Origin of the sequence: Isoptericola halotolerans, assembly GCF_013149785.1 — a bacterium.
Lineage (GTDB): Bacteria > Actinomycetota > Actinomycetes > Actinomycetales > Cellulomonadaceae > Isoptericola > Isoptericola halotolerans.
The window spans coordinates 106,220-126,072 of record NZ_JABEZU010000005.1; the positions used below are offsets into that span (position 1 = coordinate 106,220).

The window sequence follows — 19,853 nt, forward strand, 5'->3', positions numbered from 1 at the left end:
ACGGCGTCGCGCACGGCCTCGCCCGCCCGCCCGACGCCGCAGGTGTCGGTGCCCGGTGGCAGGGTCGTGCCATGGACCAGAGACTCAGCCTGGTGACGCTGGTCGTCACCGACCTCGACGCGACGCGCCGCTTCTACCTCGACGGACTCGGGTGGGAGAGCTACCTGGACGTGTCCGGCGAGGTCCTCATGTTCCAGGTCGGGCCGCACCTCGTGCTCTCCCTGTGGGACGAGACAGCGGCGCTGGAGGAGATCGGGCCGGTCACGCGCGGGGGCACGCCTCCGATGACGCTGGCGCACAACGTCGCCGAGCCCGGACAGGTGGATACCGTGCTGGACGACGCCCGCCGGGCAGGTGCACCGACCGTCGGTGACGCCGTCGAGCGGGAGTGGGGCGGGTACTCGGGCTACTTCACCGATCCCGACGGCTTCCTGTGGGAGGTCGCGTACGCCCCGGGGGAGCTGGGTGAGCTCGTCGTCCCGTGACCGCCTCCTCGGGCCCCGTCAGGTGCACTCGGCGGTCGCGGGCACCTGCTCGACCGCCCGGGTCAGGTCGGTGATGAAGGACGTCGAGTGGTTCTCCGTGACCGCCGGCGGCACCGTGACCTCGACGGCGGGCTCGCGCCCGTACGTCGTGAACCGCCAGGTGCCGTCGTCCGCGCTCGCCACGATCCAGTCCACCGAGCCCTCCACCGAGTCGATGCGCTGGCAGTCCGCGGACGGCCCGGGCAGCGCCACCCCGCAGCGCAGCGTCACCGCTGCCCCCGGCTCGCCCCAGGCGGCCGTCGCCTGGGCGTTGGTGTTCGTCTTCTCCAGGTCGCCGGCGACGACGTCGGGCAGCGCGAGCATCACCGGGGCGCAGTCCGGGTTCGCGGCGTCGGCACCCGCCTCGACGCCGATCATCGGTGTGCAGGCGACCAGCAGGGCGACGGCGGGCACGCAGGGCAACGCACGGAGGCGACGGAGACGCACGGGTTCACGGTACCTGCCCGCCGTGCGCCGTCGGCCGGTTAGGGTGCGGTCGTGACCGACCCCACCCCCCGCGTGCGCGACCTCGACGAGTCCGAGCTCCTGGCCCTCATCTTCCCGCTCCTGCCCACGAGCGAGGGTGTCGACGTCGGCCCCGGCGACGACGCGGCGGTCGTCCGCGCGGGCGACGGCCGGGTGGTGGTCTCCACGGACGTCCTCGTCGAGGGCCGGCACTTCCGGCGCGACTGGTCCACCGGGTATGACGTCGGACACCGCGCAGCCATGCAGAACCTCGCCGACATCGCGGCGATGGGTGCCCGGACCACGTCCATGGTGGTGTCCCTCGTCATGCCCGAGGACCTGCCCGTCGACTGGGTGACCGGCTTCGCGCGTGGCCTGGCCGACGCGGCGACGCCGGCCGGCGCGGTGGTCGTGGGGGGAGACCTGTCCGGCGGCGACGCGGTCGTCGTCGCTGTCACCGTGCACGGTGACCTGCAGGGAAGGGCACCGGTGCTCCGGTCCGGTGCGCGCCCCGGGGACGTGGTCGCGCACGCCGGCGTGCTCGGCGCCTCGGCCGCCGGGCTGGCCCTGCTCACCGCGCACGCGGCCACCGCCGCCGACGGTGCACCCGGTGCACCCGGGCCGCTCGCCCCGTTCGTCGCCGCCTACCTGCGTCCGGGATCACCGCTCGCCGCCGGCCCGGCAGCCGCCGACGGCGGGGCCACGGCCATGCTGGACGTCTCGGACGGGTTGGTGCGCGACGCCGGACGGATCGCGCGCGCCAGCGGAGTGAGCATCGACCTGTCCAGCGGGTCGTTGTCCCGCGACGTCGCCGCGCTCGTGCCCGCCGCCGTCGAGCTGGCGATCGCCACGGACGATGCCGCCGGGGCGCACGCGGCCCACGACTGGGTGCTCTCCGGAGGGGAGGACCACGGGCTGCTCGCGACCTTCCCCGCCCAGGTCGCGGACCGCGACCTCCCGCCGGGGTTCCGCGAGATCGGCCGTGTCGTGGCCGCCGACGACGGTCCGCAGGTGCTGCTGGACGGGGACCGTCCGGAGGTGTCGCCCGGCTGGGACCACTTCCGGTCCTGAGCCGACCCTGCGCTCGCAGGCTCGCTGCGGGTCAGCGCTCGGTCCTGCTGGTCGCGCCGGCCCTGCGCTCGCAGGCTCGCTGCGGGTCAGCGCTCGGGCCCACGGGTGAAGCGGATCTCCGTGACCGGGACGTCCCCGTAGTCCTCGATCCGCTCGACGCCGTCGGGCTGGAAGCCGTGGCGGCGGTAGAAGTGGTGGGCGCGCTTGCTCTCGTCGAGCACCCACAGGGTCATCCGAACGGTGGGTGGCACGTCGGCCAGCACGGTGCGCATGAGGTCGCGGGCCACGCCGCGGCCCCAGGCCTCCGGGTCGAGGTAGATGGCGTAGAGCTCCAGGCAGCCGTCCTCGGCGTCCTCGTCGCGGGACGGGCCGTAGCTGGCGAACCCGAGTGTCCGTCCGTCCGCCTCTGCGACGATCGTCGAACCCTCGTCCGAGGAGAGCGCACGCTGCCACTCCTGCGCCCGTTCGGTGACGTCGAGGGAGTCGAGGTACGAGGCGGGCAGCACGTGGGAGTAGGCGCCGCGCCAGGACGTGAGGTGCACCTGGGCGATCGCGGTGGCGTCCTCGGACGTCGCCGACCGGATCACCACGTCGTTGTCGGTCTCGACCATCATGCAGTCAGCCTGCCACGTCCACCGCTGATCGCCTAGAGGTATTGGTGAACACTTCACGAACCCTTTGCTTTGCCGAGCGGTGAGGTCGACCAGCGCGACCGGTGAGGGCATTCCGGGACGACAAGACGCCCGCCGGGTGAACCCGACGGGCGTTCGTCAGTCGTGCGCCGTGCGGCGCACGACGCTGGCTCAGGCCTTGCGCTCGACCTTGCCGGCCTTGAGGCACGAGGTGCACACGTTCACGCGCTTGGGGGTGCCCGCGACGACGGCACGCACGCGCTGGATGTTCGGGTTCCAGCGCCGCTTGGTCCGGATGTGGGAGTGCGAGACGCTGTGCCCGAAGCCCGGGCCCTTGCCGCAGACGTCGCAGTTGGCAGCCACGGTTTCTCCTGAATCGTCGTGCACGTCTCGTGCCATGGCAGCGAGACGTGAGGTTCTTGATGGTCTGGGGGCGCCCGGAACACCGGGCAACCACACGAGGATAGCCGATGTCGAGGCCGGCCCTCAACAGCGCCGGCGTCGGGTTCGTCACCGCTACGGTGGTGGCGTGCATCAGCCCGAGCTCCTCGACGCCTCCGTCGTCCGCGTGTGGGCGCGTGTCGCCACCGATGCGCTCGCCCGGGCCCGCTCGGAGCTGGACGGGGTCAACGTCTTCCCCGTGGCCGACGGGGACACCGGTACCAACATGTATCTCACCCTGCGAGAGGCCGCCGCCGCCATCCACGACGCGGACGCCGGGGCGGGCGGGGCCAGGCTGCTCCGGCTGGGCGCGCGTGCCGCGCTGCTCCAGGCGCGCGGGAACTCGGGCGTGATCCTCAGCGAGTGGTTGCGCGGGCTGGCCCTCGCGGCGAGCCGTCGGGACCGCCTCGGGGTGGGGCTCGACGTCGCTGCACGATCGGCTCGCCAGGCGGTCGCCCACCCGGCGGCCGGCACGATCCTCACCGCGGCGGACTCCGCAGCAGCGGCAGCCCGCCACGCCGAGGCGGGGGGCATGGTCGGCCCGCTCGGCGCACCCGCCCGCCTCACGGTCCTCGACGCCGCTCGTCGCGGTGCCCGGGAGGCGGCGCTGCGCAGCGTCGGCACGCTCGCCCCGCTCCGGGCTGCCGGCGTGCTCGACGCCGGGGCCTGCGGGCTGCTGCTCGTCCTGGCCTCGCTCGCCGAGGCCCAGCGGCACGCCGTCGTGACCGACGCCGTCGTGTCGGAGGCGGGAGGCAGGATCGAGCCCGTGCTGCTCGACCTGGACCTGCGCGGCTACACGCCGCTCGACACCACCGAGGACGCCGCGCCCGCGGAGCCGGCCGAGCACGAGCACGCCGACGGGCTGAGCGACGAGGTGGAGCTGATGTTCGTCCTGCACCGTGCAGCGGCCGCCGCGGGGTTCCGTCCCGGCGCGGTGGCGGACGCCCTGCGGGCCGACCTCGACGAGGTGGGCAACTCGGTCGTCGTCGTCGGTGGCGGCACGGGTGACGCGACCGGGGAGGACGTCGAGTCCCTCTGGCAGGCGCACGTGCACACCCCGGACCTCGACGCCGCGCTGCACGTCACCCGCCGGTGGGCGGGACGGGGCGCCGTCTCGCGCGTCCATGTCCGCCACCTGGCCGTGCCACCCGCCGACTGGGCGGTGGTGACCACCACGTCGGCCCCTGCGCTGGCGGCGGAGCTCGCCTCGAGCGGGGCGGTGGTCCTCCTCGACCTCGACGTGCCGCCGACGCCGGAGGACATCGCGCACGGCGTCGTGGGCGCGGGCACGCCCCACGTGCTCGTCCTCGCCCCGGCGTCGGTGCTCGCCGGGACCGACCTGAACGAGCTCGTCATGACCCTCACCGGGAGCGACGCCACCGTCCAGGGCTCCGTGAGGCCGCCGGACGTCGTCGTCGTGCCGGCCGAGGACGACGTGCACCTGGTCGCCGCGGTCTCGGCGCTCGCCGGAGCGGTCGACGCGGCCGGGACCGGGCCCACGGACGTGCCGAGCGTGGTGCGGTCCGCGCTCGTCCGGCTGCGGGCGGCGCGGGTCCCGGCGGGGCACGCGGTCGAGGAGCTGGCGCGTCTCGTGGCCACGCTCGACGACGCACCCGGCATCGTCGCGGTACTGCCTGACCTGGACGTGCCCGAGCCGGCGGTCGACGCGCTCGTGGTGGAGGCCGAGGCGCTCGCCGTGGGTGCCGACGTCGTGGTGCTGCCCACCGGCCGGCCGGGCGGTCAGGTCGGCCTCGGCGTCGAGCCGCTGGAGGAGCTCGGCGACGAGAGCGCGATCGGGGCCCTCAGGGGAGAGGGCTGGTGACCGCCCGGCTGGCCGAGCCGCTCACCACGACGCTCGGCAAGCGGGCCGCCGGCCCGCTGGCGAAGATGGGCCTGGAGACCGTCGACGACCTCCTGCGGCACTACCCGCGCCGGTACGGCGACCCGGGTCGGATGACCGACATGGACCGGCTGCAGCTCGGCGAGCACGTGACGGTGATGGCGCGCGTGGCCAGCGCCACGGTGCGTCCGATGCGCAGCCGGGGCGGGGCCCTGCTGCAGGCCACGGTCACCGACGGGCGCCATGAGCTCAGCCTGACCTTCTTCGCCAAGCGTGCCGGGGCGCTGCGCCCGCACGAGGACAAGCTCCGCCCCGGGCGGTCGGGGCTGTTCACCGGGGTGGTCTCGGACTACCGCGGCAGCCGCCAGCTCACCCACCCGGACTACGTGCTGGTGGGGGTGGATGCCGACGACGACGAGGAGGCGATGGTCGAGGCCTCCCGGCCGATCCCGATCTACCCGGCCACGGCCTCGGTGCCGACCTGGCGCATCCAGCGGGCCGTGCGGACGGTGCTCGACCCGCTGACCGAGGACGACGTCGTCGACCCCGTCCCGGACGAGGTCCGGGCCCGGCTCGGGCTGCCGACCCGGCTCGACGCCCTGCGCGCGGTGCACGTACCCGACTCCGCCGAGCACTGGCAGCGCGGCCGTCGCCGCCTGCGGTTCGAGGAGGCCTTCGTGCTGCAGGCCGCCCTCGCGCAGCGCCGGGCCCGGGCCGCGTCCGAGGAGGCCACGGCACGCCCGCCGCGCGCCGCCGGCACGGGTGGCCTCCTCGCCGACTTCGACGCCGCGCTGCCGTTCGCCCTCACCGACGGGCAGCGCACCGTGGGCGACGAGCTGGCGGCCGAGCTCGCCCGGCCCCGCCCGATGCAACGCCTGCTGCAGGGAGAGGTCGGCTCCGGCAAGACCGTCGTCGCGCTGCGGGCGATGCTGCAGGTGGTCGACGCCGGCGGGCAGGCTGCGCTCCTGGCCCCCACGGAGGTGCTCGCCGCCCAGCACGCCCGCACCCTGCGCGCGCTGCTCGGCCCGCTGGCCGAGGGCGGGATGCTCGGTGGGGCCGCGCACGGCACCCGGGTGGCGCTGCTGACCGGGTCGCTCGGTGCGGCTGCCCGCAAGGAGGCGCTGCTGTCCGCGGCGAGCGGGGAGGCGGGGATCGTCGTCGGCACCCACGCCCTGCTGGGCGACAAGGTGCAGTTCGCGGATCTCGGCCTCGTGGTGGTCGACGAGCAGCACCGGTTCGGCGTCGAGCAGCGTGACGCCCTGCGGGACAAGGGGCGCGTGGCACCACACCTGCTGGTGATGACCGCGACCCCCATCCCGCGGACGGTCGCGATGACGGTCTTCGGGGACCTGACCACCTCGACGCTCACCGAGATCCCCGCGGGACGCTCCGGGATCGCCTCCCACGTGGTGCCCGCCGCCAACCCTCGCTGGATGGAGCGCGTGTGGGAGAAGGTCCGCGAGGAGGTCGACGCCGGACGGCGCGCCTACGTCGTGTGCCCGCGGATCCACCCGGACGACGACGTGCCCGGCGGCGGCCCGAAGGCGCCGCCCGAGCTCGAGGAGATGCCGGACCTCCTCGACCTCACCGACGGTGAGCCTGCCTCCGACCGGGCGCCGTTGCGCGCGGTGCTCGAGGTCGCCGACATGCTGCGCGGCACGCCGCGGCTCGACGGCGTGGAGATCGGGGTGCTGCACGGCCAGATGCCCCCCGGTGAGAAGGACGCTGCGATGTCCCGGTTCGCCTCCGGCGAGGCGCCGGTGCTGGTGTCCACGACGGTCGTCGAGGTGGGGGTCGACGTCCCCGAGGCCACGGTCATGGTCGTGCTCGACGCCGACCGGTTCGGGATCTCCCAGCTCCACCAGCTGCGCGGGCGGATCGGGCGCGGGGCGGATCCCGGGCTGTGCCTGCTGGTGTCCACCGCGCAGCCGGGCACACCGGCCGCGGCCCGGGTCGAGGCGCTGGCCGCGACGACCGACGGTTTCGAGCTGGCCACCCTCGACCTGGAGCTGCGTTCGGAGGGGGACGTGCTCGGCGCGGCGCAGTCCGGCCGGTCGAGCTCGCTGCGGCTGCTGCGCGTGGTCAAGGACGCCGACCTCATCGCGCAGGCCCGCGCCGAGGCCGCCGGCGTCGTCGAGGCCGATCCCGGGCTGGACGGACACCCGGTGCTGGCGCGCGCCATCGCGGCGCAGCTCGACGCGGAGCAGGAGGAGTACCTCGAGCGGGCATGAGCGTGGCGCCGTGCCAGGGTCGCCGCGGCTGGCTACGGTCGGCGCGTGAACACCGTGGCGGCCCGTGTGACCAGGGCAGGCCGTCCGCGCCCGCCGCGTGGCGCGCCGAAGCCGACCGGGGACGCGCCCCGGGGGACGACGGGAGCGTCGAGGTCGACCGGCCTGGTGGTGCTCGCCCTGGCCCTGGCTGTCCTGCTCGTCCTGCACGACCTGCTGCCGGCCGTGGGCGGGTTGCGAAGCCTCGTGGCGACCGCGCTGCCGTGGTGCGGCCTGGTGCTGGCAGGACTCGGCCTGCTGGCCGTGCTCCGGCGGACGGCGCTGGGGGGTCTGGCCGTGCTCTTCGCCACGGGGGTGTGGCTGTGGGTCTGCCTGCCCTTCCTCGCCCCGGCGGCGAGCGGCGGGGGCGACCTGGTCGTGGTGCTGCACAACGTCGCCGACACCAACACCGACCCAGCGTGGACGGCGAGGGTCCTGCTCGGCCCGGAGCCCGACGTCGTCACCCTGGTCGAGGTGACCCCGGAGCTCGCCGACGAGTTCGAGAGGTCGTTCGCGCAGGCTCTGCCCCACTCGGCGCTGCAGGGCACCGTCGGGGTGTGGTCGCGGCACCCCATCACCGACGCCGATCCGGTCGACCTGCGCCCACCGGGGGTGGACACCTCGTGGGACCGCGGGCTGCGCGTCGTCCTCGACACCCCCGGCGCACCCGGGCTGGCGGTGTACGCCGTGCACCTGCCCTCGGTCCGGCTGGGCGCCCAGGGGCTCACGTCGGGACCCCGCGACGACTCTCTGCGGATGCTCGGTGACGTGCTGGCCGCGGACGGCGCCCGGGCCGTCGTGGTCGGCGGCGACTTCAACACGGTGCTGGCCGACGGGGCCTTCGACCCGGTGCTGGCCCAGGTGGAGACGCCACCGGGCTCGCTCGGGTTCACGTTCCCCGCCCGGCTGCCGGCCGTCCGGATCGACCACGTCCTCGCCCGGGGCGCGGAGGTCACCGGGATCTCCACCCTGGGCCGGACCGCCAGCGACCACCTGCCCGTGGTCGCCGACGTCGTGCTGCCGCCCGGCTGAGCGACGGCGGCTACGCTCGGCGGCATGACCAGGATCGTCGCCGGGACCGTCGGCGGGCGCACCCTCGTGGTGCCGCCGTCGGGCACCCGCCCCACCAGCGAACGTGTCCGCGAAGCCCTCTTCTCGAGGCTGGAGCACGACGGCGTCGTCGACGGCGGCCGGGTGCTCGACCTGTTCGCCGGGTCCGGCGCGCTCGGCATCGAGGCGGCCAGCCGCGGCGCGGCGTCCGTGACGCTCGTGGAGTCCGCGCGCAAGGCGGCCGAGATCGCCCGCCGCAACGTGTCGGTGCTGGGGCTCGACGGCACGGTGCGCGTGCTCGCCGAGCCGGCGCAGCGCGTCTCCGCCCGCCTCGCGGCGGACGGGGGGACCGGCCGTGGCGCGTTCGACCTCGTGCTCCTCGACCCGCCGTACGACCTGGAGGACGCCGTGCTGGACGGCATCCTCGCCGATCTGGCGGCGCCGGGCGTCCTCGCTCCGGCTGCCGTCGTCGTCGTCGAGCGGGCCCGGCGCAGCGGGGCGCCGACCTGGCCGGACGGCCTCGTGCCCGTGACCACGAAGCGCTACGGCGACACCGCCGTGCACTATGCCGAACGGTCCGAGGGCGCCGACAGCGCCGACAGCACGGGGAGTCCTGCCCGGGCCTGACCGTGCCGGACTGCTCGACGTGGCGACCACTCCGGGGAGCCTCGACCGGAACGTGCGCCGGACGGGTTAGCGTCGGGGCGTGAGCATCGCTGTCTGTCCCGGGTCCTTCGACCCGATCACCCTCGGGCACCTCGACATCGTGCGGCGCGCCGCACGACTGTTCGACGTCGTCGTGGTCGGTGTCGCCCGCAACGCCTCCAAGTCGGCCCTGCTGACACCTCAAGAGCGGGTCGACCTCGTCCGCGCCGCTCTCGCCGAGGACCCGGAGCTGGAAGCGGTCCGGGTCGAGGAGGTCACCGGTCTGCTGGTCGACTTCTGCCGCCAGACCGGTGCCACCGCCGTCGTCAAGGGGTTGCGCGGCGGGGCGGACTTCGATGCCGAGCACCCGATGGCCCTGATGAACAGGCACCTGAGCGGTGTCGAGACCATCTACCTGCCCGCCGAGCAGCGTTACGCCCACGTGGCGTCGTCGCTGGTCAAGGACATCGCCCGCCACGGCGGGCCGATCGACGACCTCGTGCCGCGCGGTGCGGCCGAGGCGGTGCGCGCCGCCGTCGCGCACCGTGCGTGAGGAGCGCCACATGCCTGAGACCGAGACCCACAACCCCACCGCCGGGCTCCTGGAGATCATCGACGACCTCGCCGGGCTCATCGAGAACGCGCGGACGTCCCCGCTGTCGACCAACGTGAAGGTCGACCGTGACCAGGCGCTCGGCCTGGTGGAGGAGCTCCGCGACTCGTTGCCGACGCAGGTCGCGCGGGCGGACGACGTCCTGGCCGAGGCGGAGCGTGCCCTCGAGCACGCCCACCGCCAGGCCGAGGACGTGCTCGCGACGGCGCGTGCGCGGGCCATCGAGCTCGTGCAGGCCGAGCAGGTGGTCGTGCAGGCGGAGTCGCGAGCCGCCGAGATCCTCGCCGAGGCCGAGCGGCAGGCAGAGCAGCTGCGTACCGATGCCGACGAGTACTGCGACGGTCGGCTGGCGGACTTCGAGGCCGATCTCGGCAAGCTGGGCGCCCAGGTGCAGGCCGGGCGTGCGAAGCTCGCCGAGCGTCTGGCGAACGGCGCGCCCCGGGTCCGGTGGGACGCCGTCAGCGACCCGGACTGGCCGCAGGGTGGCGCACGCGGCGCCGAGCGGAGCGCCTGAGCGACGCCACGCGGCTCGCAGGGTCGGCACGTTGCGCAGGTCACGCCGTCGTCCCGTTGGCCGGGGCTGCTCGATCGCGTAGACTGGGTCGCTGACCCGCAGGGACCATCGAACCTGCGGACGCCTCATCGACACGTCGTCGACATCCCCTCGACCATCGCTGCACCTCACCGGTGCGCCCACCTCTCGGGAGACACACATCACGACCGACAAGCGTTCGCCGCTCGTGCTCGACACGCACGAGCTCTCGCGGCGTCCCGGCACCATGCGGGAGGTCGCGCGCGTCGTCGCCGCACCTGCCGACCTGGGCACGGCGGTCATCGGTGTGCCCGAGGGTGCCGACCTGACGCTCGGGCTGCGGCTCGAGTCCGTGATGGAGGGCGTGCTCGTCTCCGGCGTGGTGCGGGGCACCGCCGTGGGAGAGTGTGTGCGCTGCCTCGACGAGATCCGCGACGAGGTGACGGTGCGCGTCCAGGAGCTGTTCGTGTACCCGGAGCGGGCCCAGGCGGCCGACGAGTCCGGTGACGACGAGGCCGAGGACGAGCCCGAGCTGACCGACGACCTGGCGGACCTCGAGCCCGTGGTTCGGGATTCGCTCGTGACTGCACTACCATTTCAACCGCTGTGCCGGCAGGACTGCCCCGGCCTGTGCTCCGAGTGCGGAGCGCGGCTGGCGGACGACCCCGAGCACCATCATGACGTCGTCGACCCTCGCTGGGCGGCGCTGCAGACCATGCTCGAGGAGTCGAGCGTGTCCGACGAGACGAAAGAGAGCTGACCGTGGCTGTTCCGAAGCGCAAGATGTCGCGCAGCAACACCCGTGCGCGTCGTTCGCAGTGGAAGACCACCGCGGCGACCCTCACCACGTGCCCGAGCTGCAAGGGGCAGAAGCTGTCCCACACTGCGTGCCCGACCTGTGGCGCGTACAAGGGTCGTCAGTACGCGGAGGCGCTGCGTACCGAGCACGCCGGCTGAGATGCCTGCTACCGGCCCCACATCTTCTTCCGGGAGTCCGGAGCCGCGTGAGCTTCTCGAGAAGCTCGGGGTCCATCTGGATCCCGAGCTTCTCGTGCTTGCCCTGACCCATCGTTCGTTCGCGCACGAGGCCGGTGGCATCCCCACGAACGAGCGGCTCGAGTTCCTCGGCGACACCGTCCTGGGTCTCGTCGTCACCGAGGCGCTGTACCGCCGCCATCCGGACAAGTCCGAGGGTGAGCTGGCGAAGATGCGCGCCGCCACGGTCTCGCAGCGCTCGCTCGCCGCCGTCGCCCGCCACCTGGAGCTGGGCCGCTACATCCTGCTCGGCAAGGGTGAGATGCGCACGCGCGGGTTCGACAAGGACTCGATCCTGTCGGACACCGTCGAGGCCCTGCTGGGTGCGACCTACCTCTCGCACGGTCTGGAGGTCGCTCGCGACCTGGTGCACCGCCTGGTCGACGAGACGCTGGACCACGCTGCCGACCTCGGCGCCGGGCTCGACTGGAAGACCTCCCTGCAGGAGGCGGCGGCCGGGCGAGGCTTCGACGTGCCCGTCTACTCCGTGACCGGCGAGGGGCCCGAGCACGCCCGACGGTTCGAGGCGCAGGTCGTCGCCGGTCCCGTCATGGGCATCGGTCGCGGCACCGCCAAGAAGCACGCGGAGCAGGCTGCCGCCGAGGAGGCCTACCGGGCGATCATGGCGCTGCCGGCCGACGGCGCGGAGCAGCCCGCCGGTGCCTGAGCTCCCCGAGGTCGAGACCGTCCGCGACGGGCTCGACCGCCTGGTCCTGGGCGCCCGGGTCACGGGCGCCGAGGTCTTTCGCGACTACTCGGTGCGGCGGCACGACGGCGGGCCCCTGAGCTTTGCGGACCAGCTCCGCGGGCAGCGCCTGGTGGGGGCGGCCCGCCGCGGCAAGTACCTGTGGCTGGCGCTGGAGGGCCCCGGGGGCCGGGTGTCCGCGGCGATGCTGGCCCACCTGGGGATGTCCGGCCAGCTCCTGGTCCGTGACCCCGCGGTCGCGGGGGAGTGGGCGCACCCCCACCTGAGGGTTCGGCTGCACCTGGAGTCGGCGCCGTCCGGGGCCCGCTATCTGGACTTCGTCGACCAGCGCACCTTCGGCCACCTGGCGGTGGCGGACCTGGCGCCGACGCCGGACGGCGCACCGGGAGGGTTCGGCTCACCGCTGGCGGCGCTCCCCGAACCTGTCGTCCACGTGGCGCGCGACCTGCTCGACCCCGCGCTCGACCGCGATGCGCTGGTCGACCGGGTGCGCCGTCGTCGGACCGGGATCAAGCGAGCCCTGCTGGACCAGACGACCGTCTCCGGCGTCGGCAACATCTATGCGGACGAGGCGTTGTGGCGGGCACGGGTGCACTTCGCCCGGGCGACGGACACGATGACCCGCCCGGTCGTGCGCCGGGTGCTCGACGCCGCCACCGAGGTCATGACCGAGGCGCTGGGGCAGGGCGGGACGAGCTTCGATGCGCTCTACGTCAACGTCAACGGGGAGTCCGGGTACTTCTCCCGGTCGTTGGCGGTCTACGGACAGGCGGGGGAGCCGTGCCCGCGCTGTGGCGGCCTGATCCGCCGAGAGTCGTTCATGAACCGCTCCTCGCACTTCTGCCCTCGGTGCCAGCGCAGACGCTAGCGTCGGCAGGGAGGGAGGGGTGAACCGATGTCCTTCGACGGCATGACCGTGGGAACCGTCGCCGATCTCGTCCGCGTGAGTGTCCGCACACTGCACCACTGGGACGAGATCGGGCTGGCCGTGCCCTCGGGGCGGACCTCCGCCGGCTACCGGAGCTACTCGCCGGACGATCTCGGGCGGGTCCACCGGGTGCTCGTCTACCGAGAGCTCGGTCTCTCGTTGGCATCGATCGCCGAGATCCTCGACGGCTCGGACACCGACGGGGTCGAGCAGCTCCGCGACCAGCAGCGCATGCTCGGGGAGCGGATCGCGCAGATGCAGCAGATGGCGTCCGCGGTCGACGCGCTCCTGGCGCGCAAGGAGTCGGGTGAGAGCCTCACGGCGCAGGAGCAGACGGAGATCTTCGGGCGGACGTGGCGCCAGGAGTGGTCGGTCGAGGCGCACGAACGGTGGGGCGGCACCGAGCAGTGGCGCCAGTTCGAGGAGAACGTGGCTGCTCTGTCCCCCGAGGAACGGACCGTGCTCCACGAGAGCGGTGCGGCCCTGTTCGCGGAGATGGCCGACGCGAGGAGAGCAGGTGTCGAGCCGTCCGGGGCTGCGGGGATCGCGTTCGCCGAGCGGCACCGGGCGTTGATGGGGTCGATGTGGGAGTGCTCGCCGTCGATGCACGTCCTCCTGGGGCGCATGTTCGTCGAGGATCCTCGGTTCCGCGCCAACCTCGACGAGACGGAGCCCGCGTTGAGCGAGTGGCTCCGCGACGCGATCTTCGCCGCCGCGCGGTCTCATGGCGTCGATCCGGTCACTGCGCGCTGGGAGTGAGAGTCCGGCGCTCTGACCTGGGGATTTGACCCTGACGCGACGTGAGGCCCGACCGTGTGGTCATGGCGTCCACCGAGCCCATCCTGATCCCTCCTCCTGCCGTCAGCGGACCCGCCCCGTTCATCGACACCGACCGGCATCCCGCGGTCCGACGCGTCGCGGACGTCCTGCGTTCCCGCGCACCCGTCCCCCGCACGATCGTCATCGACGACGCCGAGTGCATCGAGCAGGCCGTCGCAGCCGGCGTCAGGATCGAGGCGATCTACGCGACGCCCGACCGTGCGGCACGGGCGGAAGGTCTCCACGCGGGGGTGCCCCGGGCCGACCGGTTCACGGTCGGCGAGGATGTCCTGCGTCCGCTCTTGTCACGCGACAAGGCCTCGCGTCTGCTGGCTCTCGCGCGGGCGCCGAGACCCTCCTCCTGGGGTGAGGTCGCCGCTGCTCGTGGCGACGTGCTGGTGCTCGACGGGGTCCGGATCACGGGGAACGTCGGGGCGATCGTCCGCAGTGCGTGCGCCTTCGGCGCGGCCGCTGTGGTGCTGATCGACAGCGGGCTGCGCAGTGCCTACGACCGTCGCGTGATCCGCGCTAGCCGTGGCCTGGTGTTCGCGATGCCGGTGCTGTTGGCCGACCAGGGTGAGCTCGTGGAGTTCCTGCGGTCGGCAGACGTGCTGCTCGCGAGCCTGGCCGCGGACGCCGAGGAGCCTCTGGAAGGCATCGGGCGGCACCCCGACCGGATGGCGATCCTCCTGGGGTCGGAGCGGCGTGGCTCCTCCAGCTCGCTCGAGGCGCTCGCAGACCGCCGTTACGCGGTCTCGATGGCGCCCGGTATGGACTCGTTGAACGTGTCGGTCGCCGCGGCGCTCGCCTTGTATGAGCGCCGCCGGAAGCCCTGACGAGCCCGGTGCGTGACCTGGTCGTCCGTCATGCGTCGTCGGCGCCGAGGCTCCAGTCCACCAGGGCAGCGACCGAGGCCTCGTCGAGCCCTGCGGCTCCCGACTGTCGCAAGGCGTACTCGCCGAGGAGCGTGCGGTAGACGACGGCTGCCCGACGGCGGGGGTCCGGTGACCCGGCATCCTCGAGCAGCCGGGTGAGGTAGTCGGTGCGGGCGGCGTCGACGGCGCCGGCCGCGGTGCGCGCCCGCTCGTCCCGGGCGGCCCACGCGCGGACCCCGACGTCGAACCCGCGGTCGGCGTGGTGGAAGGACCGGCGCAGGAGCTCTCGGAGCCGGGCCTCGGGCTCGGTCCCGGTGTCCTCCACCGCGGCGATGACACCGGCGACACCCGCTCGCTGCCAGTGGTCGAGCACCGCCTCGAGCAGCGCGTCCCGGTTGGCGAAGTGCCAGTAGAAGCTCCCCTTGGACACGCCGAGGTCGGTCGCCAGGGGTTCGACGCGCACGCCGTCGACCCCGTCGGTGGCGAGCCGGCGTGCGGCGGCGCGGATCCAGTCGGAGGCGGAGAGCGAAGCCATCCCTTGACCATACGCCACCGTATGGATAGCGTGGCCATACGCCACCGTATGGAGGAAAGATGCTGCTCACCGCTGCTGTGCTGCTGATCGTCGTCGGGGTGCTGCACTCCGTCCTCGGCGAGCTGTTCGTCCTGCGGCCGCTCCTGGCCGCGCCCGGCTGGCGCGTCCGGCTGCCACGTCGGCACGCGGAGGGACTGCTGCGCGGTGCGTGGCACCTGACCTCGATCGCCTGGTGGGCAGCGGCCGGCGTGCTGCTCGGCGGGTCCGCGCCGGTCGTCGTCGGCGTCATGTGCCTGGCCTCCGCGGCGCTGTTCTTCGCGATCGTCCGCTGGCACCTGGCCTGGCCGCTGTTCACCGCTGCCGGTCTGCTGTCGCTCGCGGCGGTCGGCGCCGTGCCGGCAACGGTCTGGTGGCTGCTGGCCGGGCTCGCGGTCCTGGCGGCGACGGTCGCCGCCGGGTTCCACGTCGCCTGGGCCACCGGGGCCACCCTGGGCGCCGCCGACGTGCTCCCGCAGCGAGCGGGCTCCCGCGAGCGGCTCGCCGAGCCCGGCCCGCTGCCCACGCTCGCGGTCGCCGCGGCGCTGTCGGTCTACGTGGTGGTGGTCCTCGCGCTCGTTCTCGGGGCCGACGGCTGGTGGTGGACCTGGTGCGGCGTCGCGGCGCTGGCGATCCTCCTCGCACGCGTCGTCGGCGAGGGGCGCTACGTCGGCGTCCTCAAGCGCGTCCGCGACACGGGCTTCGCCCGCGCCGACGACCGACGCTGGACGCCCGCCGTCGCCCTGCTGGCGACCGGAATGGGGGCGTCGCTGGCGCTCGGGGCCTAGACCGCGCAGCCGGCAGGCCTTACGGGAGGAGTCCGGCCACCAGCGCGTCGACGACCTCGTCGGTCGGGGTGTCCGGATCGATGGGCGAGACGAGGCGGTCCAGCACGAGACCTTCGATCGCATAGTGGAAGAGCGCGATCTCGCGGCGGCCTCCGGGAAGCCCCGCTGCCTCGTTGAACGCGATGACGGCATCGAGGTCGGCTCGCTGCCAGTCGCCGAGCAGCCGAGCCAGCTCAGGGCGTCGGGCGGCCTCGAGGCGCAGCTCGTAGAGAGCGAGGGTCACCTCGCGCTGGGCTGTCAGCCGGCGCACGATGTCCCGGAGGTAGGCGGCGAAGAGCTCGCGGCTCGGCTGTGCGCCCGCTCTCGCCGCGAGGTCTGCTGGTGTCGGTGCGAGCCGCGTACCGATGCGCTCGAACAGTCCGGTGATGAGCGACTCCCGGTTGCGGAAGTAGTTCGTCGTGCAGATGTCGTGATTGGGGAACCCGTGCGTGAGCTGACCTACTTCGTCGCTGTCAGCACGGACGGATTCATCGCAGGTCCTTCCGACGAGTTCGACAGGTTCCTCGTCGACGGCGATCACGCCGCCGGGATCTGGCACAGGTACCGCGGCACGGCGCCCACCGAGCTCGCGGAGGCGGCGGGCCTCGCGGTCGACGACGGGCCCTTCGACACGGTCCTGATGGGCTGGAACACCTACGCGGTCGGGCTCCCGGCCCTCCCGAACCCCTATCGGCACCTGCGCCAGATCGTGTTCACCCGCGAGCACGAGGCCCCGCAAGGAGCCGAGGGAGTCGAGTTCACCGATCGCGATCCCGTCGAGGTCGTGCGTGAGCTGAAGGCCGAGGACGGCGCCGGCATCTGGCTCTGCGGCGGCGGCGGCCTCGCCGCGGCGCTCGCCGACGAGATCGACCGCCTCGCGCTCAAGCTCAACCCGGTGCTCTTCGGTGACGGCGTCCGCCTCTTCGGTGACCTGCCCTACCGCCCGACGGCGCTGCGGCCGCTGGCGATCACGCCGTACGAGTCCGGCGTGGTGCTCGCCGAGTACACGCGGGGCTGAACATCGAGCGGCGGCCGCTCGCCGCGCACGACACCTCTAGGATCGGTCGTCGAGCCACGTACCGACCGAGAAGGAGCACCCGTGCTGGACGTCGCCGACCTCAGCTCTGCCGTCACGTTCGTCGGGCCGGTCGCGGCGTCGTTCCTCACGACCCGCTACTGGACGGCGCACGAGGAGAAGGACCCCCGCCGGTTCGCGTGGTTCACGCTCTACGTCGCCGTGGTGCTGGTCCTGCTCCTCGTGGTGCTGGGGACCACCGAGCCCGACGGCCGGCTGCAGGCGGTCGGGTTCTTCTTCCTCGTGACCATCGCGGCGACCGCGCTGCAGGAGCGCCGCCACCTGCGCCAGCAGCAGCGCGGCCGGTGAGGCGGGCCGGGCTGCTCAGCGGGCGACGACGGCCTGGAGCTCCGCCGCGCCGCCGGACAGCCATCGGCGCACCTGCGCGGTGACGAAGGCCGCCGCCCCCTGTGGCCGACCGCCGGCGACGTGCGGGGTGAGGATCAGACCGGGGGCGTCCCAGAGCTCGGAGTCGGCGGGCAGCGGCTCCGTGGCGGTGACGTCCAGGGCGGCGCCGGCCAGGGCGCCGGACCGCAGTGCGGCCACCAGCGCCGGCTCGTCCACGGTGGCGCCCCGTCCCACGTTGACGAACCGGGCGTGGGCCGGCAGGAGGGACAGCACGGACGCGTCGAGCGCCTTGTCGGTCTCCGGCGTCGCAGGCAGCAGGGAGACGAGCACGTCCGCCGTCGGCAGCACCTCGGCCAGCCGGTCGCGGGAGACCACGGGGTGTCCGTGGCGCTCGCCGTCCGAGGACGCCACCCCCGTCACCCGCGCACCGAGCGCGGTGAGCAGCGGAGCCAGCTCCGCGGCGATCGAGCCGAACCCCCACACGACCACGTGCGCACCGTGCAGCGTGAACTCGGACTCCGAGCGTGCCTGCTCGCGCCCCAGGTCGCCGTCCCACGTGCGGCGGCGCTGCGCGTCCATGGTCCGGTCCAGCCGGCGCACGGACGCGAGGAGGAGGGCGAGCGTGTGCTCGGCGACCGTGGCGTCGTGCAGCCCTCTGCCCGAGGTGATCACCACCTCGGGTGCGAAGCCTGTGGCGAGCGCCTGGTCCGGTCCGGCGTTGAGGGTCTGGACCCAGCGCAGCCGGGACAGCCGGCGGGCCGCGTCGTCCATCACCCGCTGCGGGCTCGCCCACGTGACCAGCGCGTCGGCGTCGAGGTGCTCCTCCGGCACGTTCTCGCGCATCACGTAGGGGGCGACGTCGACCCCCTCGACGTCGATCGTCAGGTCGAACGGGACGTTGCTCGGCACGAGGATCTTCATGTCTCGGACGCTACCCGAGTCCTCGTGCCACGATGTGCCGCATGAACGCCTCGCACGCCCCGGTCCGGATCGCTGCCCGCTACGACGCCGTGGTCGTCGGTGGTGGGCACAACGGCCTGACCGCCGCCGCCTACCTCGCGCGGGCCGGCCGGTCCGTCCTGGTGCTCGAACGGCTCGACCACGTCGGCGGGGCCGCGGTCTCGGCCCCGGTCTTCGACGGCGTCGACGCGCGGCTCTCGCGGTACTCCTACCTGGTCTCCCTCATGCCGCGGCAGGTGGTCGACGAGCTCGGCCTGCGCCTGACGCTGCGGCGCCGGCGCTTCTCCTCCTACACCCCGGTCGGCGACGGCGGGCTGCTGGTCGACAACGGCTCCGACGACGCCACGCGCGCCTCGTTCGAGACCCTGGGTGCGGGCCGCGACCACGAGGCCTGGCAGGCGTTCTCCGCCCGGGTGGGCCGGCTGGCGCAGCGGCTGTTCCCCACCGTCACCGCCCCGCTCGTCTCGCGTGAGGAGGCCCGGGCGCTCGTCGACGACGACGAGACCTGGCGCGCCGTCGTCGAGCAGCCGTTGGGCGAGACGCTGCGGGCGACGTTCGCCTCCGACGTCGTGCGGGGTGTGGCCGCCACGGACGGCCTCATCGGGACCTTCGCGGACCTGGACGACACCGCCCTGCTCCAGAACCGCTGCTACCTCTATCACGTGATCGGCGGCGGCACAGGGGACTGGGACGTCCCCGTCGGCGGCATGGGCGCGGTCTCCGGCGCCCTGCACGACGCCGCTCGCGCCGCCGGGGCGACCGTCGTCACCGGGGCGCAGGTCACCGCCGTCGACCCGGGGACGGCGCGCTCCGACGCCGAGGTGTCCTGGACGGACGCCGACGGCGGCACCCACGCCGTGCGCGCCGGAGCGGTGGTCAGCGGGGCGGCTCCGTCGACCCTAGACACGCTGCTCGCCGCCGCCGGGGGCTCGCCGTCCGGGCGTGAGACCGCACAGGCCCCCGAGGGCGCCCAGCTCAAGGTCAACATGCTGCTGCGCCGCCTGCCCCGGCTGCGGGAGGGCATCGACCCCGTGGCGGCCTTCTCCGGGACGTTCCACGTCAACGAGTCGTACTCCCAGCTCCAGGCCGCGCACGCCCAGGCGGCCGCCGGCCAGGTCCCCGACCTGCCGCCGTGCGAGATCTACTGCCACTCGCTCACCGACGACTCGATCCTGGGCCCGGACCTGCGCGCGGCCGGGGCCCAGACACTCACGCTGTTCGGGCTGCACATGCCGGCGCGGCTCTTCCGCGACGACCCGGACGGGGCACGGGAGAGGGCGCTCGCGGCCACGCTGCGCTCGCTGGACTCGGTGCTGGCCGAGCCGATCCAGGACATCCTGTGGCGCGGGCCGGACGGGGCACCCTGCCTGGAGGCGCGCAGCCCCGTGGACCTGGAGGGCAGCGTGGGCCTGCCGGGTGGGCACATCTTCCACCGTGACCTGTCCTGGCCGTGGGCCGAGCCCGGGACGGCGGAGGCCGGGCCTGCGACCGGTCTGGACGCCCCGGGCACGTGGGGCGTCGAGACCCTCCACCCGCGGGTGCTGGTCGCCGGGGCGGGAGCGCGCCGGGGCGGTGGTGTCAGCGGGATCCCGGGGCGCTCCGCGGCGATGGCGCTGCTGGCCGGCTGAC

General features: G+C 73.9%; 24 protein-coding genes. 18 read left to right on the forward strand and 6 right to left on the reverse strand.

The window, feature by feature from the left end:
- Positions 1-71: 71 nt before the first annotated feature.
- A complete protein-coding gene (locus HDG69_RS17390; RefSeq protein ID WP_171785095.1) occupies positions 72-485 on the forward strand; it encodes a VOC family protein in 414 nt (137 codons plus the stop codon).
- Positions 486-503: 18 nt separating this feature from the next.
- Here HDG69_RS17390 and HDG69_RS17395 read toward each other — a convergent pair whose 3' ends face one another.
- The gene (locus HDG69_RS17395) at positions 504-971 is read right to left on the reverse strand and encodes a DUF3515 family protein (protein ID WP_343036503.1); all 468 of its coding nucleotides are present in this window, start codon (positions 969-971) and stop codon (positions 504-506) included.
- 51 nt (positions 972-1,022) lie between these two features.
- Here HDG69_RS17395 and HDG69_RS17400 point away from each other — a divergent pair, with 51 nt between their 5' ends.
- Positions 1,023-2,060 carry a thiamine-phosphate kinase gene (locus tag HDG69_RS17400; protein ID WP_171785096.1) on the forward strand — a complete coding sequence of 346 codons (1,038 nt, stop codon included), beginning with the start codon at positions 1,023-1,025 and terminating at the stop codon, positions 2,058-2,060.
- Positions 2,061-2,146: 86 nt separating this feature from the next.
- Here HDG69_RS17400 and HDG69_RS17405 read toward each other — a convergent pair whose 3' ends face one another.
- Positions 2,147-2,674, reverse strand: a complete 528-nt coding sequence (locus tag HDG69_RS17405; RefSeq protein ID WP_171785097.1) for a GNAT family N-acetyltransferase — start codon at positions 2,672-2,674, stop codon at positions 2,147-2,149.
- 189 nt (positions 2,675-2,863) lie between these two features.
- On the reverse strand, positions 2,864-3,055 hold the full coding sequence (gene rpmB, locus HDG69_RS17410; protein WP_171785098.1) for a 50S ribosomal protein L28: 192 nt from the start codon (positions 3,053-3,055) through the stop codon (positions 2,864-2,866).
- Positions 3,056-3,221: 166 nt separating this feature from the next.
- On the opposite strand from rpmB, the gene HDG69_RS17415 reads away from it, so the two are divergent.
- The 12 genes from HDG69_RS17415 (at position 3,222) to HDG69_RS17470 (ending at position 14,404) form a co-directional block, all read left to right on the forward strand.
- Complete coding sequence (locus HDG69_RS17415) at positions 3,222-4,955, forward strand: DAK2 domain-containing protein (RefSeq protein WP_343036504.1); 1,734 nt, start codon at positions 3,222-3,224, stop codon at positions 4,953-4,955.
- Positions 4,952-7,204 carry an ATP-dependent DNA helicase RecG gene (locus tag HDG69_RS17420; protein ID WP_343036505.1) on the forward strand — a complete coding sequence of 751 codons (2,253 nt, stop codon included), beginning with the start codon at positions 4,952-4,954 and terminating at the stop codon, positions 7,202-7,204. Before HDG69_RS17415 ends, HDG69_RS17420 begins: the two co-directional genes overlap by 4 nt.
- 45 nt (positions 7,205-7,249) lie before the next feature.
- On the forward strand, positions 7,250-8,272 hold the full coding sequence (locus HDG69_RS17425) for an endonuclease/exonuclease/phosphatase family protein (protein ID WP_171785100.1): 1,023 nt from the start codon (positions 7,250-7,252) through the stop codon (positions 8,270-8,272).
- Positions 8,273-8,296: 24 nt separating this feature from the next.
- Positions 8,297-8,917, forward strand: coding sequence for a 16S rRNA (guanine(966)-N(2))-methyltransferase RsmD (gene rsmD / locus HDG69_RS17430; protein WP_171785101.1), 621 nt, complete (start codon positions 8,297-8,299; stop codon positions 8,915-8,917).
- Positions 8,918-8,996: 79 nt separating this feature from the next.
- A complete protein-coding gene (gene coaD, locus HDG69_RS17435) occupies positions 8,997-9,488 on the forward strand; it encodes a pantetheine-phosphate adenylyltransferase (RefSeq protein WP_171785102.1) in 492 nt (163 codons plus the stop codon).
- Between the two features lie 10 nt (positions 9,489-9,498).
- Positions 9,499-10,062 carry an ATP synthase subunit B family protein gene (locus tag HDG69_RS17440; RefSeq protein WP_171785103.1) on the forward strand — a complete coding sequence of 188 codons (564 nt, stop codon included), beginning with the start codon at positions 9,499-9,501 and terminating at the stop codon, positions 10,060-10,062.
- 226 nt (positions 10,063-10,288) lie between these two features.
- On the forward strand, positions 10,289-10,840 hold the full coding sequence (locus tag HDG69_RS17445) for a YceD family protein (protein WP_171785104.1): 552 nt from the start codon (positions 10,289-10,291) through the stop codon (positions 10,838-10,840).
- A gap of 2 nt (positions 10,841-10,842) precedes the next feature.
- Entirely contained in the window at positions 10,843-11,037 is a 195-nt protein-coding gene (gene rpmF, locus HDG69_RS17450; RefSeq protein ID WP_106268541.1) for a 50S ribosomal protein L32, read from the forward strand.
- A gap of 1 nt (position 11,038) precedes the next feature.
- Positions 11,039-11,782 (forward strand): ribonuclease III, encoded by a 744-nt coding sequence (gene rnc / locus HDG69_RS17455; protein WP_171785105.1) that lies wholly within the window; start codon positions 11,039-11,041, stop codon positions 11,780-11,782.
- A complete protein-coding gene (gene mutM, locus HDG69_RS17460; protein ID WP_171785106.1) occupies positions 11,775-12,689 on the forward strand; it encodes a bifunctional DNA-formamidopyrimidine glycosylase/DNA-(apurinic or apyrimidinic site) lyase in 915 nt (304 codons plus the stop codon). Before rnc ends, mutM begins: the two co-directional genes overlap by 8 nt.
- Positions 12,690-12,716: 27 nt before the next feature.
- Positions 12,717-13,508, forward strand: a complete 792-nt coding sequence (locus HDG69_RS17465; protein ID WP_171785107.1) for a MerR family transcriptional regulator — start codon at positions 12,717-12,719, stop codon at positions 13,506-13,508.
- A 62-nt stretch (positions 13,509-13,570) separates the two neighbouring features.
- Positions 13,571-14,404 (forward strand): TrmH family RNA methyltransferase, encoded by an 834-nt coding sequence (locus HDG69_RS17470; RefSeq protein ID WP_171785108.1) that lies wholly within the window; start codon positions 13,571-13,573, stop codon positions 14,402-14,404.
- A 28-nt stretch (positions 14,405-14,432) separates the two neighbouring features.
- On the opposite strand, the gene HDG69_RS17475 is transcribed toward HDG69_RS17470, so the two are convergent.
- Positions 14,433-14,978 carry a TetR/AcrR family transcriptional regulator gene (locus tag HDG69_RS17475; RefSeq protein WP_171785109.1) on the reverse strand — a complete coding sequence of 182 codons (546 nt, stop codon included), beginning with the start codon at positions 14,976-14,978 and terminating at the stop codon, positions 14,433-14,435.
- Between the two features lie 59 nt (positions 14,979-15,037).
- Between HDG69_RS17475 and HDG69_RS17480 the strand changes: the two genes are divergently transcribed.
- Complete coding sequence (locus HDG69_RS17480) at positions 15,038-15,802, forward strand: DUF3995 domain-containing protein (RefSeq protein ID WP_171785110.1); 765 nt, start codon at positions 15,038-15,040, stop codon at positions 15,800-15,802.
- Between the two features lie 19 nt (positions 15,803-15,821).
- Here the strand turns inward: HDG69_RS17480 and HDG69_RS17485 are convergent, their stop codons facing one another.
- The gene (locus HDG69_RS17485; protein ID WP_343036506.1) at positions 15,822-16,400 is read right to left on the reverse strand and encodes a TetR/AcrR family transcriptional regulator; all 579 of its coding nucleotides are present in this window, start codon (positions 16,398-16,400) and stop codon (positions 15,822-15,824) included.
- Here HDG69_RS17485 and HDG69_RS17490 point away from each other — a divergent pair.
- Positions 16,287-16,859, forward strand: a complete 573-nt coding sequence (locus HDG69_RS17490) for a dihydrofolate reductase family protein (RefSeq protein WP_171785112.1) — start codon at positions 16,287-16,289, stop codon at positions 16,857-16,859. The two genes, HDG69_RS17485 and HDG69_RS17490, sit on opposite strands and share 114 nt — an antisense overlap.
- A gap of 81 nt (positions 16,860-16,940) precedes the next feature.
- On the forward strand, positions 16,941-17,225 hold the full coding sequence (locus HDG69_RS17495) for a hypothetical protein (protein WP_171785113.1): 285 nt from the start codon (positions 16,941-16,943) through the stop codon (positions 17,223-17,225).
- A gap of 15 nt (positions 17,226-17,240) precedes the next feature.
- Here HDG69_RS17495 and HDG69_RS17500 read toward each other — a convergent pair whose 3' ends face one another.
- A complete protein-coding gene (locus HDG69_RS17500) occupies positions 17,241-18,185 on the reverse strand; it encodes an NAD(P)-dependent oxidoreductase (protein WP_171785114.1) in 945 nt (314 codons plus the stop codon).
- Positions 18,186-18,226: 41 nt separating this feature from the next.
- Here HDG69_RS17500 and HDG69_RS17505 point away from each other — a divergent pair, with 41 nt between their 5' ends.
- Complete coding sequence (locus HDG69_RS17505; protein WP_171785115.1) at positions 18,227-19,852, forward strand: phytoene desaturase family protein; 1,626 nt, start codon at positions 18,227-18,229, stop codon at positions 19,850-19,852.
- The last annotated feature ends 1 nt before the right edge of the window (position 19,853 follow it).

What these genes read in the sequence shown, in the direction of transcription:
- HDG69_RS17465 (WP_171785107.1), top strand. Translation starts at nt 12,717, where the DNA reads ATGTCCTTCGACGGCATGACCGTGGGAACCGTCGCCGATCTCGTCCGC.
- HDG69_RS17475 (WP_171785109.1), bottom strand. Translation starts at nt 14,978, where the DNA reads ATGGCTTCGCTCTCCGCCTCCGACTGGATCCGCGCCGCCGCACGCCGG.
- HDG69_RS17440 (WP_171785103.1), top strand. Translation starts at nt 9,499, where the DNA reads ATGCCTGAGACCGAGACCCACAACCCCACCGCCGGGCTCCTGGAGATC.
- HDG69_RS17405 (WP_171785097.1), bottom strand. Translation starts at nt 2,674, where the DNA reads ATGATGGTCGAGACCGACAACGACGTGGTGATCCGGTCGGCGACGTCC.
- HDG69_RS17500 (WP_171785114.1), bottom strand. Translation starts at nt 18,185, where the DNA reads ATGAAGATCCTCGTGCCGAGCAACGTCCCGTTCGACCTGACGATCGAC.
- HDG69_RS17505 (WP_171785115.1), top strand. Translation starts at nt 18,227, where the DNA reads ATGAACGCCTCGCACGCCCCGGTCCGGATCGCTGCCCGCTACGACGCC.
- HDG69_RS17390 (WP_171785095.1), top strand. Translation starts at nt 72, where the DNA reads ATGGACCAGAGACTCAGCCTGGTGACGCTGGTCGTCACCGACCTCGAC.
- rsmD (WP_171785101.1), top strand. Translation starts at nt 8,297, where the DNA reads ATGACCAGGATCGTCGCCGGGACCGTCGGCGGGCGCACCCTCGTGGTG.
- HDG69_RS17480 (WP_171785110.1), top strand. Translation starts at nt 15,038, where the DNA reads ATGCTGCTCACCGCTGCTGTGCTGCTGATCGTCGTCGGGGTGCTGCAC.
- HDG69_RS17470 (WP_171785108.1), top strand. Translation starts at nt 13,571, where the DNA reads ATGGCGTCCACCGAGCCCATCCTGATCCCTCCTCCTGCCGTCAGCGGA.
- rnc (WP_171785105.1), top strand. Translation starts at nt 11,039, where the DNA reads ATGCCTGCTACCGGCCCCACATCTTCTTCCGGGAGTCCGGAGCCGCGT.